Consider the following 16391-nt stretch of genomic DNA (forward strand, 5'->3'; position numbering starts at 1 on the left):
GCCCTGCCGCAGCGCCCGACCGCCGTGCCTCGACCGCTCCCACCGCCGCGCCCCGCCCACCCCGGACACGAGGCCGCCCCGCCGCGAGGGCACCACGAGGTCCGGGCGCCGCACGCACGGGACAGCGCAGGAAAACCGGGTACACCGCTGCTATGGACGCTGTCGGGACACGGCCCCAGCCCGTGATCAGCCGGACGGACCTCGCCGACCGGGTGCTCGGCGGCTGGCTGGGCCGGATCGCGGGCAACATGCTCGGCAAGCCGGTCGAGCAAGGCGATCAGTGGACCCGCGAGCGCATCGACCGCTATCTGCAGCGATCCGGCGCCCTGCCGCTCACCGACTACCTGCCCGCGCCGGACGCGTCCGGCACCGGCCCCGGTCTGCCGGACCTGCGCCCCGAGTGGCCCTGGTGCGTACGCGGCCGGATCCACGGCAGCTGCCGCGACGACGACATCGACTACACGATCCTCGGCCTGCACCTGCTGCGGACGCACGGCTTCGCGTTCACCACCGAGCAGGTCGGCACCCTGTGGCTGCTGCACCTGCCCTACCTGCAGACGTTCACCGCCGAACGCGCCGCCTACCGCAACCTGGCCAACGGCCTCAAACCGCCGCTGACGGCCACCTACGACAACCCGTACCAGGAGTGGATCGGCGCCCTGATCCGCGCCGACATCCACGGCTGGACCAGCCCCGGCGACCCGCGCCGCGCCGCAGGCCTGGCCCGCCGCGACGCCGTGCTGTCCCACACCGGCAACGGCGTGTACGGGGCGATGTGGGCGGCGGCCCTGATCGCCGCCGCGTTCACCGCACCCGACGTGCGCACCGCGATCAAGACGGCGCTCACCGTCGTTCCGGCGAGCAGCCGCCTGGCCCGCACCGTGCGCCGGGTGGTCACCCTGCACGAGGCGGGCGTGGCCTGGGAGGACACCCTCACCACACTCGCCCAGGAGACCGCCGGCCTCGGCTGGCTGCACACCGTCCCCAACGCCGCCGTCCTCACCGCCGGCCTGCTGTACGGCGACGGCGACTTCACCCGGACGATCACCCTGACCGTGCGCGGCGGCCTGGACACCGACTCCAACGGAGCCACCGCCGGCTCGGTGGCCGGGGTGCTCACCGGCGCCGGGGCCATCCCGGCCCAGTGGACCGAGCCCCTGCAGGACACGGTGCGCAGCGCGGTCTTCGGCTTCGACGGCGCCCGCATCAGCGAGCTCGCCGAGCGCACCCTGGAACTGGCTACCCTTCCAGGATGACCACTGCAGACGCCCAGGACTACGCCACCTACATCGCCGGCCTGCCCCGCGTCCTCGCCGGCGCCGCCATGCTCTTCCGGGACGCCCGGGGACGGGTGCTGCTCGTCGACCCCAACTACCGGGACGGCTGGACACTGCCCGGCGGCACCGTCGAGTCGGACGACGGCGAGACCCCGCGCCAGGGCGCCCGCCGCGAGACCCTGGAGGAGATCGGCCTGGACCGCGAACCGGGCCGGCTGCTGGCGGTCGACTGGGTCCACGGCCCCGACCGCCCGCCGCTGGTGGCCTACCTCTACGACGGCGGCGTGCTCACCGAGGACGACCTGAAGGCGATCCGCCTGCAGGAAGAGGAGCTCCTGTCCTGGCGCCTGGTCCCCCGCGAGGACCTCCTCGCCCACCTGCCGGACCCCGTGGGCCACCGCGTCCTGGCCGCTCTGGAGATGCTGGACGCCGGCACGGGCACGGCGGAACTGGAGGACGGGCGCCGGGTGGGGTGACGCGGGGGGGCGGGCGAGTGGGACGGTGTTCGCCCGGCGAAAGGGCGCCCGGCCTCCGGGCGTGGCTTCGTGAACGACATGGACGGCGCCCCAAGGAAGGCACCGCAAGGAAGGCACCACGTCGATGACCAGCCCTCCACACGTGGACGACGACCGCGGCTGCCTCCGCCTGGTGCTGGCCGCACCGCTCGTCCTGCTCACCCTCACAGCCGCGTACTTCTGCTGGACCGCACTGACCATCCGGCCTGGCGGGCCGTGGGACGACGACGCGTACGCGGGCATCGATCTGTCGTGTCTGCTCACCATCGGGGCAGCCGGCGCGGCGACGGCGCTGTGGGTGCTGCCGTAGGTGCGCCGGGTCATGCGCTGGTGGTGGGTGGCACCGGCGCTGTTGCTCGCGGGGGTCGCGGCGGTGCGCTGGAAGACGGGGGGCTGAACAGACCGGCAAGGCGGTGGCGTTGGTCGGGCATGTACCGGCCGCACAGGAAACCGTCCTCGGCGAGGAGGGTGAGCGGGCCGAAGGGGCTGTCGACGACGGTCTGCTGTCTCACAAGAGGCCGTCCCTGCGCAGAGTCCTTAGTCAGGCAGGTAGTTGATGGGGTGGCTGCTCGTGGCCCACAGGTACTGAACCGCGTACGCCCGCCACGGGCGCCAAGCCTCGGCGCGGGCGGTGAGTGCGGCCGGGGTGGCGGGGAGGCCGAGGGTGAGGGCGGCGCGGCGGACGCCGAGGTCGGTGGCGGGGAAGGCGTCGGGGTCGCCGAGGGCGCGCAGGGCGATGACGTCGGCGGTCCAGGGACCGAAGCCGGGCAGCTTCAGGAGGCGGGCGCGGGTGTCCTGCCAGTCGCTGTCGACGCCGAGGCGGAGGGTGCCGTCGGCGAGGTGACGGACCAGAGTGGTGAAGGTGGTGCGACGGGTGCGGGGCATGGCCAGGGAGGCGGGGTCGAGGGCGGCCAGGGCCTCCACGGTGGGGAACAGGTGGGTGAGGCCGCCCTCGGGGTCGTCGATCCGGTCGCCGTGGGCGGTGACCAGGCGGGCGGTGTGGGTGCGGGCGGCGGCCGTGGACACCTGCTGGCCCAGTACCGCGCGCAGCGCGAACTCGGCCTCGTCGACCGTGCGGGGCACGCGCCGGCCGGGTGCCTTGTCCACCAGGGGCGCGAGGACGGGGTCGGTGCGCAGCCGGTCGTCGACGGCCACAGGATCGGCGTCCAGGTCGAGCAGGCGGCGGCAGCGGGCGAGAGCGACAGGCAGGTCGCGCAGGTCGCCGAGGGTGACGCGGCAGGCGATGTGGCCGGGGCGCGGGGTGAGCGCGACGATGCCGTGGCCGTGGGGCAGGCGCAGGGTACGGCGGTAGGCGCCGTCCCGCCACTCCTCGACGCCGGGCACGGCCGTCGCGGCGAGGTGGCCGAAGAGGTTGTCGGGGGTGAGCGGGGTGCGGAAGGGGAGGCGGAGAGTGAGGGTCTGGGGTGCCGTGGGTGAGGCGGCGGGGTGCCGTGGGGCCGGGGTGTGATGGGTGCGCAGGGCGGTCGGGGGGAGGGCGTAGACGTCGCGGACGGTGTCGGTGAGAGCGCGGACGGAGGTGAAGCCGGCGGCGAAGGCGATGTCGGCCATCGGCAGGGTGGTGGTCTCGATCAGCAGCCGGGCGGTCTGGGCGCGCTGGGCGCGGGCGAGGGCGAGCGGACCGGCGCCGAGTTCGGCCAGCAGTTGCCGTTCGATCTGGCGGGTGCCGCAGCCGAGACGGGCGGCCAGGCCCGGCACGCCCTCACGGTCGACGACGCCGTCGGCGATCAGTCGCATGGCGCGGGCGACGAGGTCGGCGCGGTGGTTCCACTCCGGTGAGCCGGGGGTGGTGTCGGGGCGGCAGCGCGTGCACGCCCGGAAGCCGGCCTGTTGGCAGGCGGCGGCGCTGGGGTGGAAGACCATGTGCTGCGGCTGGGGAAGGACCATGGGGCAGCTGGGCCGGCAGTAGGTGCCTGTGGTGAGGACGGCGGTGAAGAACCAGCCGTCGAAGCGGGCGTCCTTGGACCGGACGACGCGCAGGCAGCGCTCCCGGTCGGTGTGCATCCCGTGGTGCATGCGTCCAGCATCGTCCGCCGCGGGGCTGCGCGTCCGGCGGGAATCCGACACGGACGTGGCGGATGCCGGGAGGTCGCGTATCGTGCGGGTTGCTGTGCGCCCCAGGGGGAGATTGCCTCGAGTCCCAGGGTGGATCGCCTTGAGCCCCGGGGTGAGGCTGTGCGGTCAGCGGGTGTCGGCGGGGCCGTCACCGGTCTCGGTGGCGTGGGCGGCGAACGCGGCGTAGGCGGGGGCGTCGAAGAGCACGAAGCGGATCTCCTCGACCCGGGTGTCGGTGGCCCGCACCGTCGATACCGCGATCCGGGCGGCGTCCGGCAGCGGCCAGCGGTAGACGCCGGTGGAGATCGCCGGGAAGGCGACGGTGCGGGCGCCCAGCTCGTCGGCGACGCGGAGGGATGCGCGGTAGCAGGAGGCGAGCAGGTGTGAGCGGTCCTCGGTGGCGGACCACACGGGTCCCACGGTGTGGATCACCCAGCGGGCGTCCAGGTCGCCCGCCGTGGTGGCGACGGCCTGCCCGGTGGGCAGTCCCTTGCCGTACCGGGAGGCGCGCAGGGCGCGGCACTCCTCCAGGATCGCGGGTCCGCCGCGGCGGTGGATGGCGCCGTCCACTCCCCCGCCGCCGAGCAGCGAGGAGTTTGCGGCGTTGACGATCGCGTCGGCGCGCTGCCGGGTGATGTCGCCCTGGACGAGTCGGATGATCGCGGTCATGTCCGGCGGAGCCTCCTCCAGACGGCCTTCGCGGCGTTGTGCCCGGACATGCCGTGCACGCCGGGTCCGGGTGGGGTGGCGGACGAGCAGAGGAAGACGGCGGGGTGCGGGGTGCGGTACGGGAACAGCGACAGCCGGGGCCGCAGCAGGGCCTGGAGGCCGCTGACCGCGCCGGTGGCGATGTCGCCGCCGACGTAGTTGGCGTTGCGGGCGGCGAGCTGGGCCGGGCCTGCGGTGGCGCGGGCCAGGACCCGGTCGCGGAAACCGGGGGCGTAGCGCTCCAGTTGGCGTTCGATGGCCTCGGTGAGGTCGCCGTCCCAGCCGTGGGGGACGTGGCCGTAGACCCAGAAGACGTGCTTGCCCGCAGGGGCGCGGGTGGGGTCGACGACGCTGGGCTGGACGGTGATGAGGAAGGGCCGGTCCGGGGCGCGGCCCTCGCGGGAGGCGGCCCGCAGGGCGGCGCCGATCTCGTGGCTGTCGGCGCCGATCTGCACGGTGCCGGCGCGGCGCGGTTCCTCGGCTGTCCAGGGGACCGGTCCGTCCAGCGCGTAGTCGATCTTGAAGACGCCGGGGCCGTACCGGTAGCCGTCGTAGTGGCGGCCGAGGCCGGCGATGCGGGCGAGCGCGGTGGGCGAGGTGTCGAAGACGTACGCCCGGGCGGGCGGCAGGTCGTCGAGGCGTTTGACCTCGAAGTCGGTGTGCACGGCGCCGCCGAGGTCCTTCAGGTGGGCGGCGAGCGCGTCGGACAGGGCCTGGGAGCCGCCGCGGGCCAGGGGCCAGCCGCGGGCGTGTGCGGCCAGCGCGAAGACCAGGCCGACGGCGCCGGTGGCGAAGCCGCCCAGCGGCGCCATCACATGGGCGACGAGGCCGGCGAAGAGGGTCCGGGCCCGTTCCCCGGTGAAGCGGCGCATCAGCCAGGTGGACGGGGGCAGGCCCGTCAGGCCGAACCGGGCGAGGGTGACCGGGTCGCGGGGCAGCGCGGTCAGCGGCAGCGACATGAAGTCCCGCACCAGCGTGTCCCAGCGGGGCAGGAACGGCTCGACCAGCCTGCGGTAGGCGCCGGCGTCGCGCGGCCCGAAGGACGCGGCGGTCTCGGCCACGGACCGGGCCAGCACGGCCGCGGTGCCGTCCGGGAAGGGGTGCGCCATGGGCAGCTCGGGGTGCAGCCACTGAAGCCCGTAGCGGTCCAGGGGCAGGGCACGGAACGCGGGCGAGCTGACCGCGAGCGGGTGGGCCGCCGAGCACGGGTCGTGGCGGAAGCCGGGCAGGGTCAGCTCCTCGGTGCGGGCCCCGCCGCCGACCGTGCCGCGTGCCTCGAACAGGGCCACGGTGAAGCCGCGGCGGGCCAGTTCCACGGCGGCGGTCAGCCCGTTCGGCCCCGCCCCCACCACGACCGCATCGAGCATCGACGGCACCTGCGGCCCCCTTCTCAGCCGATGGTCACTCGGGGTCAGGATATGCCGCGGCGGCCGCCGCCCGGCGGGCGAGCGCTCACTGTCCAACCGGACGAGCGCTCACCGTCCGACCGGACGAGCACTCACCGTCCGGCCCGACGAAAGCTCACCGTCCGGCCGAGCGAGCGCTCACCGTCCGACGGCGTAGCCCTGCATGCCGCGCGGGTTGGCGGCGGCCGACAGCACGCCGGTGCGCGGGTCCCGGGCGACCGCGCACAGCCGGCCCTCCGACCACGGTTCGCCGACGGTGACGTCGTGGCCGCGACGGCGCAGCTCGGCGACGACGGCCGGGGCGAAGCGGGACTCGACGGTGATGCTGCCCGGACGCATGCCGCGCGGGTAGAACGACCCGGGGAAGGCGTCGTTGTGCCAGTTGGGGGCGTCGATGGCGCCTTGCAGGTCGAGGCCGCCGCGGACGGTCTCGCGCAGGGCGACGGCGAGGAAGAAGTGCACCTGCCACTGGTCCTGCTGGTCGCCGCCGGGGGTGCCGAAGGCCATCACGGGCACGCCGTCGCGCAGGGCGATCGACGGGGTGAGGGTGGTGCGCGGGCGGCGGCCGGGGGTGAGCGCGTTGGGCAGGCCCTCCTCCAGCCAGGTCATCTGCAGCCGGGTGCCCAGCGGGAACCCCAGTTCGGGCACGACCGGGTTGGACTGCAGCCAGCCGCCGCTGGGCGTGGCGGCGATCATGTTGCCCCAGCGGTCGACGACGTCGATGTGGCAGGTGTCGCCGCGGGTGGCGCCGTCCGCGCCGACCTCGGGCTCGCCCGGCACCGGGGAGGCCGGGGACTTGGCGACGGTGGGCTCGCCGACGCCCAGGGCGTCGTAGGCGCCCGGGTCGGCGGCGGTGCGGTAGGCATGAGCGCTCAGCCGCGGGCTGCGTCCGCCGGGACTGCCGGGCCGCAGATCGTAGGAGGCCTTGTCCCCGATGAGGGTGCGCCGCTCGGCGTTGTACTGCTGGGACAGCAGCTCGGCCAGCGGCACCTCGGCGGCGTCTCCGTACCAGGCCTCACGGTCGGCCATGGCGAGTTTGCAGCCCTCGACGAGCAGGTGGACGTAGTCGGCGGAGCCGTACGGCGGCAGCTCGGGCGGCAGCAGGGCGAGCTGCTGCAGGAACACCGGGCCCTGGCTCCAGGGGCCGGCCTTGCACACGGTCCAGCCGTTCCAGTCGTAGGTCACCGGTGTCTCGTAGGTGGCAGACCAGCCGGCGAGGTCGTCGGCGGTGAGCGTGCCGGTGTGGTGCTCGCCGCTGGTGTCCAGGGTGGGCCGCTGCGCCTGCCGGACGAGGGCCTCGGCGATGAAGCCGCGGCGCCACACCTCGCGGGCCGCCTCGATACGTGCCTGGCGGTCACCGGCGCCCGCGGTCTCGGCGAGCAGCCGCTTCCAGGTGGCGGCCAGCTGCGGGTTGCGGAACAGCTCGCCGGGGCGCGGCGGCCGGCCGCCGGGCAGGTAGATCTCGGCGGAGGAGGTCCATTCGGTCGCGAACAGCTCCCTGACCGTCTCGACGGTCATTCCGACCCGCTCCACGGGCGCGTGCCCGTGCTCGGCGTAGCCGATGGCGTACTTCAGCACGTCGGCGAGGTCCTTGGTGCCGTGGTCGCGCAGCAGGAGCATCCAGGCGTCGAAGGCGCCGGGGACGGCGGCGGCGAGCGGCCCGGTGCCCGGGACCAGGTCCAGTCCGAGCCCCCGGTAGTGCGCGACGCTCGCGCCGGCGGGGGCCACACCCTGCCCGCACAGCACCCGCACCTCGCCGCCGGCCGGGGCGAGCAGGATGGGCACCTCGCCGGCGGGGCCGTTCAGATGGGGTTCGACGACGTGCAGCACGAAGGCGCCGGCCACGGCCGCGTCGTAGGCGTTGCCGCCGTCCTCGAGCACGGCCATCGCCGCCTGCGAGGCCAGCCAGTGGGTGGAGGAGACCATGCCGAAGGTGCCCTGCAGGGTCGGACGGGTGGTGAACATACCGCTTTCACCTCGCTGTTCGTGCACGCCGGGGGCGCGCATCGGCCGGGTGGCGGGCAGGCGCGGCCGCGCCGTGTGGCTGACTGCCCGTCGTCCGCGGGCAGTCGGAGCGGTGCGTGCTTCCCGCCCCCTTCCTGTGGTCTCCCGCTCGCTGACCGGCTGCGGGTCCGGTGCCCCTTCCGGCGAGCAGGCTACCGGCCCGCGGGGACGGTCCGAAGAGCGCGAAGCGCGCTCGGCGGGGCCGCCGGACCGCAGCCGTGGGGGCTTGGGTGTGTTTCGTACGGATCGGCCTCGACCGGGTTTCGATGCCGGCCGGGTCAGGTGCGCCGGAACCCCGGCGGGGTCCGAAGGACCGGCCTAGCATGCGGACATGAACGGCCATCGGATCCAAGAGCCGGAGCGTCTCGGCCGGACGGTGCTGCCCGGCGGGCGGGCGCTGGGGTGGGCGGAGTGGGGTCCCGAGGACGGGGTGCCGGTGCTGCTGTGCCCGGGCGCGGCGACGAGCCGGCGGCTCGGGCTGGGTGTGCGGACGCCCGGCCGGGCCGGCGGGCGGGCGGACGATCCGGTCGCCGGGCTCGGCGTCCGGCTGATCTGCCTGGACCGCCCGGGGCTGGGGGTGTCCGATCCCGCGCCCGAGGGGACGCTGAGCGGCTTCGCGGAGGACGTGCGGCATCTGGTGGCCGAGCGCGGGCTGCACGATCCGGCGGTGATCGGGTTCTCGCAGGGTGCGCCGTTCGCGCTGGCCTGTGCGTGGGCGGGGGTGGTGCGGGCGGCCGCCGTGGTGTCCGGCAGCGACGAGCTGGCCCACCCGGGCCTCGCGGGAAAGCTCGCTCCTGACGTGCGGGCCATGGTCGAGGCGGTGGCGGCCGACCCGCGCGGCGCCGAGGCGGACGTCGCGGACAGGGCCGGTCCGGACGTGCTGTGCGATCTGGTGGTGCGGCTGAGCGGGGAGACGGACCGCCGGTTCTACACCGCGCCGGGGTTCGCGCGGCCGTTCCGCCGGGCGGTGCGGGAGGGGTTCGCCCAGGGGCCGGGCGGCTACGCGCACGAGGTCGTGCTGACGATGAGCCGCTGGCCGTTCGATCCTGCGCAGATCACGGTGCCGGTGGATCTGTGGTACGGCGCGCGGGACACCAGTCCCGTGCACTCCCCCGATCTCGGCGCGTCGCTGGCCCGGCGGATCGGCACGGCCCGCCGGCATGTGGTGTCCGACGCGGGCGGGGCACTGCTGTGGACGCACGCCCGGGCCGTCCTCACCGCGCTGCTGGAACGCCACGGGCACGCTCTCGCCGGCGGGCGAGCCCCCGGTCCCCGCGCGCCGCGTGCACGGGGTCACAGCCGGACCGGAAACAGCACGGATCGGGGCAGTGTTGGTCCATAGCGGAGCAACGAAAGGCCCACAACAGTGCACGGTGAGTACAAGGTGCCCGGCGGCAAGCTGGTCGTCGTGGACGCGGAGGTGGAGGACGGCGTGCTGCGGCACGTCCGGGTGGCCGGGGACTTCTTCCTGGAGCCGGACGAGGCGCTGGACGCGCTGAACGGCGCGCTGGAGGGCGCCCCGGCGGACACCGACGCCGCGGGGCTGGCCGCGCGGATCGACGCCGCGCTCCCGCCGGGCGCGGTGATGTACGGGCTGACCTCGCAGGGTGTGGCCACGGCGGTGCGGCGTGCGCTGGCTCAGGCCACCGACTGGACGGACTACGACTGGCAGCTGATCCACGAGGCTCCGCAGCCGCCCGCGCTGCACATGGCGCTGGACGAGGTGCTGACCGCGGAGGTGGCGGCCGGCCGGCGGCCGCCGACGCTGCGGGTGTGGGAGTGGGCCGCGCCCGCCGTGGTCATCGGCAGTTTCCAGTCGCTGCGCAACGAGGTGGACCTGCGGGCCGCCGCCCGGCACGGCATCACCGTGGTCCGACGCATCTCCGGCGGCGGCGCCATGTTCGTCGAGGCCGGGAACACCATCACCTACTCGCTGTCCGTGCCCGCGCCGCTGGTGACCGGTCTGTCGTTCGCCGACTCCTACCGCTACCTGGACGACTGGGTGCTGTCCGCGCTGGGCGACATGGGCATCACAGCCTGGTACCAGCCGCTGAACGACATCGCCACCGAAGCCGGCAAGATCGCCGGTGCGGCGCAGAAGCGCATGGTCGGCACGGACGGCGGTCCGGGTGCGGTCCTGCACCATGTGACGATGTCCTACGACATCGACGCCGACAAGATGCTCGACGTGCTGCGCATCGGGCGGGAGAAGATGTCCGACAAGGGCACGCGGTCCGCCCGGAAGCGCGTGGACCCGCTGCGGCGCCAGACCGGCCTGCCGCGCGAGCGCGTGATCGAGAACATGATCGAGTCGTTCCGTGCCCGGTACGGCCTGACCGCCGGCGGGATCACGCCGCAGGAGCTGGCCCGGGCCGAGGAGCTGGCGGCCACCAAGTACAGCAGCGAGGAGTGGACGGCGCGCGTGCCGTGACCGGCGGTGCGGCGCACGGACATCCGGGACGGTCGGCCGGGACAGGCGCGGAGGCGACACAAGCGGACGGACGGGGCAGCCGGGTACGGTTCGCCGCGACACCGCGCCGGTGGACGGGGGGTGGGCTCTTTCGCCGCACAGATACTCGTGTGACACTGTCGTCCCGTCCGCAGCGCGCGGACGCCAGGCCGTGTCCGGACACGGCCTAGGACCTTGTCCGTCCCCCACACGAGAAGTACGCCGTGCGTGATCTTCCCTTGCCGCTCGCGCTGACCGCGCGGCTCAGCCCGGTCCTCGTCATCGCCTGTGCGGGCTGGGCGCTCACGTCCGGACCGTTCGCCGCGCCCTCCGCGGAGCACCATGCCGCCGGGCAGCGGGCCGGGCACACGGACACCGGATCGTCCTCCGGGGCCGCGCCGTCCCCGTCGTCCGCCCCGTCGGCGACCGCCCAGCCGACGACGTACACCTCCGCCCCGGCACCGTGCACGGCGATCCCGGAGAAGACGATCACCTCGCTGGTGCCGAAGGCGAAGACGGCGGGCAAGGAGATCCCGTCGACCGACAGCGAGCTGCGCCGCACCTGTTCCTGGAACGCGCTCGACGGCTACGACTACCGCTGGCTCGACGTGTCGTTCGAGATCATGCGGTCCGAGGAGGCGGCGCGAACCTCGTACCAGCAGCGCACCGAGGAGAAGGACGGCGGAGGCGCGGTGCCCGGGCTCGGTGACGCCGCGTACTCCCATGTCGGGCTGAGCACCGAGGACAAGCAGCAGTCCCGGGAGGGCATGGTCCTGGTGCGGGTCGCCAACGCGCTGGTGGTCGTCAACTACAGCGGCAGCGACTTCGATTCGGGCAAGGCCCCCGCAACCGACGAGATCAACAAGGGTGCCATCCAGGCCGCGCGGGCCGCGGTGAGCACGCTGGAGGGCAGCCGGCCGAGCTGACCGGCTGCCCCCGGGCGGGCCGTCGGCATGTCAGGTCGCGGCGGCCTGCTCCCGCTTGCGCGGCAGTGCCGCCGTCAGCAGCAGGTACACCACCAGCGAGGTGGCCAGGCCGACCGCCCAGCCGTAGTCGGCGAGCGGTTCGAGCGCCGGGATGGGCCGGCCGTCGATCAGCGGATGGAAGTCCGCGCCGCCGACGGCGAGCACGCCCCCCACCACGAAGGCCGTCACCGCGCGCGCGTTCCAGCCGCCCGTGTACCAGTAGTGTCCGCCCCGGCGGTAGAGGTCGCCGAGGACCAGCCGGGTGCGGCGCAGGATCCAGTAGTCGGCGATGAGGATGCCGGCCACCGTGCCGAGCAGCCCGCCGACCAGGCCGAGCCAGGTGAAGATGTAGCCCTGCGGGTCGGCGTACAGCTTCCACGGGCAGATCACCACCGCGAGCACGGCCGTGATCAGTGCGCCGGTGCGGAAGCCGACCTTGCGCGGTGCGACGTTGGAGAAGTCGAACGCCGGGGAGACCAGGTTGGCGGCGATGTTCACCGACAGGGTGGCCACCAGAACGGTCACCAGCGCGTACAGCAGACCGACGACGTTGTCGGTGCGGGCGGCGAGTTGCACCGGGTCCCACACGGGGGTGCCGTACACGGCCTGGGAGCCGGAGGTGACCAGCACGGACAGGAAGGCGAACAGGGTCATGGTGGTGGGCAGGCCGAGGGCCTGACCCCGCCGCTGGGCGCGCTGGCTGTGTCCGTAGCGGGTGAAGTCGGGGATGTTCAGCGACAGCGTGGACCAGAAGCCGATCATCCCCATCAGCGACGGGGCGAACAGCGTCCAGAAGTGGCCTCCCCAGCCCAGTTTGGACGGCTGGTCGAACAGCGGGCCGAGGCCGCCCGCCTTGCTGCTCATCCACCACAGCATCACGAACGCGCCGACCAGCACGAACGGGGCCGCCCAGTTCTCGAACCGGCGGATGGTCTCCATGCCGCGGAAGATGATCGCGACCTGGAGCAGCCAGAAGATGGCGAACGACAGCCACATGGTCCACGCGTAGCCGCCGATCTTCGTGGCGTCGGACCAGCCCTCGCCGATCAGTTTTCCGGCGAGGAAGTAGATGGCCTCGCCGCCGATCCAGGTCTGGATGCCGAACCAGCCGCAGGCCACCAGTGCCCGCACCACGGCGGGCAGGTTGGCGCCGCGCACCCCGAAGGAGGCGCGGGCGAACACCGGGAAGGGGATGCCGTACTTGGGGCCCGCGTGCCCGGTGAGCAGCATCGGCACCAGCACGATCACATTGGCCAGGGCGATGGTGAACACCGCCTGTTTCCAGTCCATGCCGACGGCGATCAGGCCGGAGGCGAGGGTCCAGGAGGCCGTGTTGTGGGCCATGCCGACCCACAGTGCGCAGAAGTTGTAGGTGGTCCAGGTACGCCGCTTCGCGGGGACCGGCAGCAGGTCCTCGTTGGCGTAGGGGCCGCTGGGCGGTGGAGAGCCGGGGGCGATCTCCACGCGCCCGTCGGGGAGGGTCACCTGGGCGGGGAGTGATATGCCCCAGGGAGCGGTGTCGGTCATGGGCAGCCCAATCGGATGGCGCCGGTCATCTGAAGTTGACGACGGGAATGACCTCGCGGCCGTACGCGTCGATCACGGCTTCCTGCGCGTCGTGCATGTCGTACACGGCGAACTGGTCCACGCCCAGCTCGCGCAGCGCGGTCAGCTTCTCGATGTGCTTCTCGACCGGCCCGATCAGGCAGAACCGGTCGACGATCTCGTCGGGCACGAACGCCGTGTCCGGGTTGCCGGCGCGTCCGTGGTGGGCGTAGTCGTAGCCCTGGCGGGCCTTGATGTAGTCGGTGAGGGCGGTGGGGACCGCGTCGGACTGCTCGCCGTAGCGGGCGACCAGGTCGGCGACGTGGTTGCCGACCATGCCGCCGAACCAGCGGCACTGCTCGCGGGCGTGGGCGAGGGCCTCGGGCGAGTCGTCGGCGGTGACATAGGCGGGGGCGGCGACGCACACGGTCACCTCGGCCGGGTCGCGTCCGGCGGCGGCCGCCGCGTCCCGGACGGCCTTGACCATGTACTCGGTCAGGTACAGGTCGGCGAGCTGGAGGATGAAGCCGTCGGCCTCCTCCCCGGCCATCTTCAGTGCCTTGGGCCCGTAGGCGGCCATCCACACCGGCAGGTGTGCGCCGGGTTCGACCCAGGGGAACTTCACCACGGTGCCGCCGCCGAGGTCGGCCTCCTGTCCCGAGGCGAGCGCCCGGATGACCTTCATGGCCTCGCTGATCCGGGCGAGGGTGTTCGGTTTGCGTCCGGCCACGCGCACCGCGGAGTCGCCGCGGCCGATGCCGCACACGGTCCGGTTGCCGAACATGTCGTTGAGGGTGGCGAAGGTGGAGGCGGTCACCTCCCAGGTGCGGGTGCTGGGGTTGGTCACCATCGGGCCGACGGTGAGGTGTTCGGTCTGCGCGAGGATCTGGCTGTAGATGACGAACGGTTCCTGCCACAGCACGGCGGAGTCGAAGGTCCAGCCGTAGCGGAAGCCGTTGCGTTCGGCGCGCCGCATCAGCTCGACGACGCGCGAGGCCGGAGGGTCGGTCTGCAGGACGAGTCCGAAGTCCATGGGCGCCGCTCCTAGGAGAGGTACTGACAGGTCGAGCGCGGGGTGTAGACACCGTGACCGGCGCGTCCGGTGTACTCCCGCTCGGTGATGACGAACTCGCCGCGCGAAAGCACGGTCTCGACACGGCCGGTGACACGCCGGCCCTCGTAGGCCGAGTAGTCGACGTTCATGTGGTGGGTGGCCGCGGACATGACCTGCTCGGCGTGCGGGTCGTAGATCACCACGTCGGCATCGGCGCCCGGCGCGATGGTGCCCTTCTTCGGGTACAGGCCGAACATCCGTGCCGGGGCGGCGCAGGCGATCTCGATCCAGCGGCGGCGTGAGATGTGCCCGTCGACGACGGCCTGGTGGAGCAGGTCCATGCGGTTCTCCACGCCCGGCATGCCGTTGGGGATCTTGGAGAAGTCGCCGCGGCCCAGCTCCTTCTGCCCGGCGAAGCAGAAGGGGCAGTGGTCGGTGGAGACCACCTGCAGGTCGTCGGAGCGCAGGCCCCGCCACAGGGCCGCCTGGTGGTCCCGGGGGCGCAGGGGTGTGCTGCACACGTATTTCGCGCCCTCGAAGTCCGGCTCGGCGAGATTGTCGGTGGACAGGAACAGGTACTGCGGGCAGGTCTCGCCGAAGACGTTCACCCCCTCGTCGCGGGCCCGGATCAGCTCGGCGACCGCCTCGCGCGCCGAGACGTGCACGATGTACAGGGGTGCGCCGGCGACCTGCGCGAGCCGGATGGCGCGGTGGGTGGCCTCCGCCTCCAGCAGCGCCTTGCGCACCTCGCCGTGGTAGCGGGGGTCGGTCTCGCCGCGGGCGAGGGCCTGCTCGACCAGGACGTCGATCGCGATGCCGTTCTCGGCGTGCATCATGATCAGCCCGCCGTTGCCGGCGGCGCGCTGCATGGCGCGCAGGATCTGGCCGTCGTCGCTGTAGAACACCCCCGGGTAGGCCATGAACTGTTTGAAGGAGGTCACCCCCTCCTCCACCAGCAGGTCCATCTCCTTCAGCGTCTCGTCGTTCACATCCGAGACGATCATGTGGAAGGCGTAGTCGACGGCGCAGTTGCCCTCGGCCTTCGCGTGCCAGGCGTCCAGGCCCTCGCGCAGGCTCTGGCCGGCGCTCTGGATGGCGAAGTCCACGATCGTGGTGGTGCCGCCCCATGCGGCGGCCCGGGTGCCGGTCTCGAAGGTGTCGGAGGCGTAGGTGCCGCCGAAGGGCATCTCCATGTGGGTGTGTCCGTCGACGCCGCCCGGGATGACATATTTGCCGGTGGCGTCGATGGTCCGCTCGGCCGTGAACGCCTCGGCGGCCGGGGTGTGGGAGGCGGCGAGTGCGGCGATCCGGCCGTCCTCGACGAGGACGTCGGCGTACATCTCCTCCGCGGCGGTGATGACGAGACCGCCGCGGATGACGGTGCGACTGCTCATGGTCCCTCCTGCCTGGTCACGGATCCGGTCATGGTGGTCGCGGATCCGGTCACGGCGCGGTCAGCGGCGTGTAGGCACCGGGGGCGCGGTCACGGTAGAACTGCCAGCGGTCGCGGACCGTGCGCAGCTTGGACATGTCCAGGTCGCGGACGACGAGTTCGGTCTCCTTGTCGCTGGCCGGCTCGCCGACGAACTGCGCCTCGGGGTCGACGAAGTAGGAGGTGCCGTAGAACTCGTTGTCGCCGTATTCCTCGACGCCGACCCGGTTGATGGCGCCGACGAAGTACTCGTTGGCGACGGCCGCGGCGGGCTGCTCCAGCTGCCACAGGTAACCCGACAGGCCGCGGGAGGTGGCCGAGGGGTTGAACACCAGCTCGGCGCCGGCCAGGCCCAGGGCGCGCCAGCCCTCGGGGAAGTGGCGGTCGTAGCAGATGTAGACGCCGATCCTGCCGACGGCCGTGTCGAAGACGGGCCAGCCGCTGTTGCCGGGGCGGAAGTAGAACTTCTCCCAGAATCCCTTCACCTGCGGGATGTGGGTCTTGCGGTACTTGCCGAGGTAGGTGCCGTCGGCGTCGACGACGGCCGCGGTGTTGTACAGGACGCCGGGCTGTTCCTCCTCGTACATCGGCAGCACCAGGACGATGCCCAGTTCCCGGGCAAGGTCCTGGAAGCGTCGGACGATGGGGCCTTCGGGGATCTGCTCGGCGTACTCGTAGAACGCGGGGTCCTGCACCTGGCAGAAGTACGGTCCGTAGAACAGCTCCTGGAAGCACAGGACCTGGGCGCCCTGGGCGGCCGCGTCCCGTACTGCCTGCTCGTGGACCTGGATCATGGATTCCTTGTCGCCGGTCCAGGCCGTCTGGAAGAGCGCGGCGCGGATCACTCGGCTCATGGGGACCTCCGCTCGTCGAGTGTGCGGGGCGGTGCTTGGGTGTGTCGGTGAGCCTAGGAAGGCGGGCGAGCGGGTTTGAGATGCACCGTGTCACATTCGCGGGGTGCGA

At 73.0% G+C, this 16391-nt stretch carries 14 protein-coding genes and 1 pseudogene; 6 read left to right on the top strand and 9 right to left on the bottom strand.

Translation table 11 applies throughout. The features are described 5' to 3' along the window. Positions 1-152: 152 nt before the first annotated feature. From IE286_RS02285 to IE286_RS02295, 3 genes are all read left to right on the top strand, one after another. Positions 153-1256 (top strand): ADP-ribosylglycohydrolase family protein, encoded by a 1104-nt coding sequence (locus IE286_RS02285; protein WP_189794865.1) that lies wholly within the window; start codon positions 153-155, stop codon positions 1254-1256. Then, positions 1253-1753 (top strand): NUDIX domain-containing protein, encoded by a 501-nt coding sequence (locus tag IE286_RS02290; protein WP_189794866.1) that lies wholly within the window; start codon positions 1253-1255, stop codon positions 1751-1753. The genes IE286_RS02285 and IE286_RS02290 overlap by 4 nt, the downstream gene beginning before the upstream one ends. Before the next feature lie 124 nt (positions 1754-1877). After that, on the top strand, positions 1878-2102 hold the full coding sequence (locus IE286_RS02295) for a hypothetical protein (protein WP_308115039.1): 225 nt from the start codon (positions 1878-1880) through the stop codon (positions 2100-2102). 94 nt (positions 2103-2196) lie between these two features. Here IE286_RS02295 and IE286_RS26990 read toward each other — a convergent pair. The 5 genes and pseudogenes from IE286_RS26990 to IE286_RS02315 all read right to left on the bottom strand — a co-directional run. Continuing rightward, a pseudogene (locus IE286_RS26990) lies at positions 2197-2304 on the bottom strand (methylated-DNA--[protein]-cysteine S-methyltransferase); the annotation flags it as partial. A gap of 25 nt (positions 2305-2329) precedes the next feature. After that, complete coding sequence (locus IE286_RS02300; RefSeq protein WP_308115040.1) at positions 2330-3826, bottom strand: DNA-3-methyladenine glycosylase 2; 1497 nt, start codon at positions 3824-3826, stop codon at positions 2330-2332. A 165-nt stretch (positions 3827-3991) separates the two neighbouring features. After that, positions 3992-4534, bottom strand: coding sequence for an O-acetyl-ADP-ribose deacetylase (locus IE286_RS02305; protein ID WP_189794867.1), 543 nt, complete (start codon positions 4532-4534; stop codon positions 3992-3994). Next, positions 4531-5940, bottom strand: a complete 1410-nt coding sequence (locus IE286_RS02310) for a phytoene desaturase family protein (protein WP_189794868.1) — start codon at positions 5938-5940, stop codon at positions 4531-4533. Before IE286_RS02310 ends, IE286_RS02305 begins: the two co-directional genes overlap by 4 nt. 177 nt (positions 5941-6117) lie before the next feature. Beyond that, positions 6118-7944, bottom strand: coding sequence for a gamma-glutamyltransferase family protein (locus IE286_RS02315; protein ID WP_189794869.1), 1827 nt, complete (start codon positions 7942-7944; stop codon positions 6118-6120). A 370-nt stretch (positions 7945-8314) separates the two neighbouring features. On the opposite strand from IE286_RS02315, the gene IE286_RS02320 reads away from it, so the two are divergent. From IE286_RS02320 to IE286_RS02330, 3 genes are all read left to right on the top strand, one after another. Continuing rightward, complete coding sequence (locus IE286_RS02320; RefSeq protein WP_189794870.1) at positions 8315-9325, top strand: alpha/beta fold hydrolase; 1011 nt, start codon at positions 8315-8317, stop codon at positions 9323-9325. 24 nt (positions 9326-9349) lie between these two features. Then, on the top strand, positions 9350-10414 hold the full coding sequence (gene lplAB, locus IE286_RS02325) for a lipoate-protein ligase LplAB (RefSeq protein WP_189794871.1): 1065 nt from the start codon (positions 9350-9352) through the stop codon (positions 10412-10414). A gap of 242 nt (positions 10415-10656) precedes the next feature. Beyond that, entirely contained in the window at positions 10657-11358 is a 702-nt protein-coding gene (locus IE286_RS02330; protein WP_189794872.1) for a hypothetical protein, read from the top strand. Positions 11359-11388: 30 nt separating this feature from the next. On the opposite strand, the gene IE286_RS02335 is transcribed toward IE286_RS02330, so the two are convergent. From IE286_RS02335 to IE286_RS02350, 4 genes are read right to left on the bottom strand one after another with little or no spacing between them, the layout of a single operon-like run. Then, complete coding sequence (locus IE286_RS02335) at positions 11389-12924, bottom strand: NCS1 family nucleobase:cation symporter-1 (protein WP_189794873.1); 1536 nt, start codon at positions 12922-12924, stop codon at positions 11389-11391. Between the two features lie 25 nt (positions 12925-12949). Continuing rightward, positions 12950-13975: a TIGR03842 family LLM class F420-dependent oxidoreductase gene (locus IE286_RS02340; RefSeq protein WP_189794874.1), complete on the bottom strand. Its 1026-nt coding sequence runs from the start codon at positions 13973-13975 to the stop codon at positions 12950-12952. A gap of 11 nt (positions 13976-13986) precedes the next feature. Next, a complete protein-coding gene (gene hydA / locus IE286_RS02345) occupies positions 13987-15390 on the bottom strand; it encodes a dihydropyrimidinase (protein WP_189794875.1) in 1404 nt (467 codons plus the stop codon). 49 nt (positions 15391-15439) lie between these two features. Then, positions 15440-16282, bottom strand: a complete 843-nt coding sequence (locus tag IE286_RS02350; RefSeq protein WP_189794876.1) for a nitrilase-related carbon-nitrogen hydrolase — start codon at positions 16280-16282, stop codon at positions 15440-15442. Positions 16283-16391: the final 109 nt, after the last annotated feature.

This window comes from Streptomyces thermodiastaticus (assembly GCF_014656135.1).
In the GTDB taxonomy this organism is placed as follows: Bacteria; Actinomycetota; Actinomycetes; order Streptomycetales; family Streptomycetaceae; genus Streptomyces; species Streptomyces thermodiastaticus.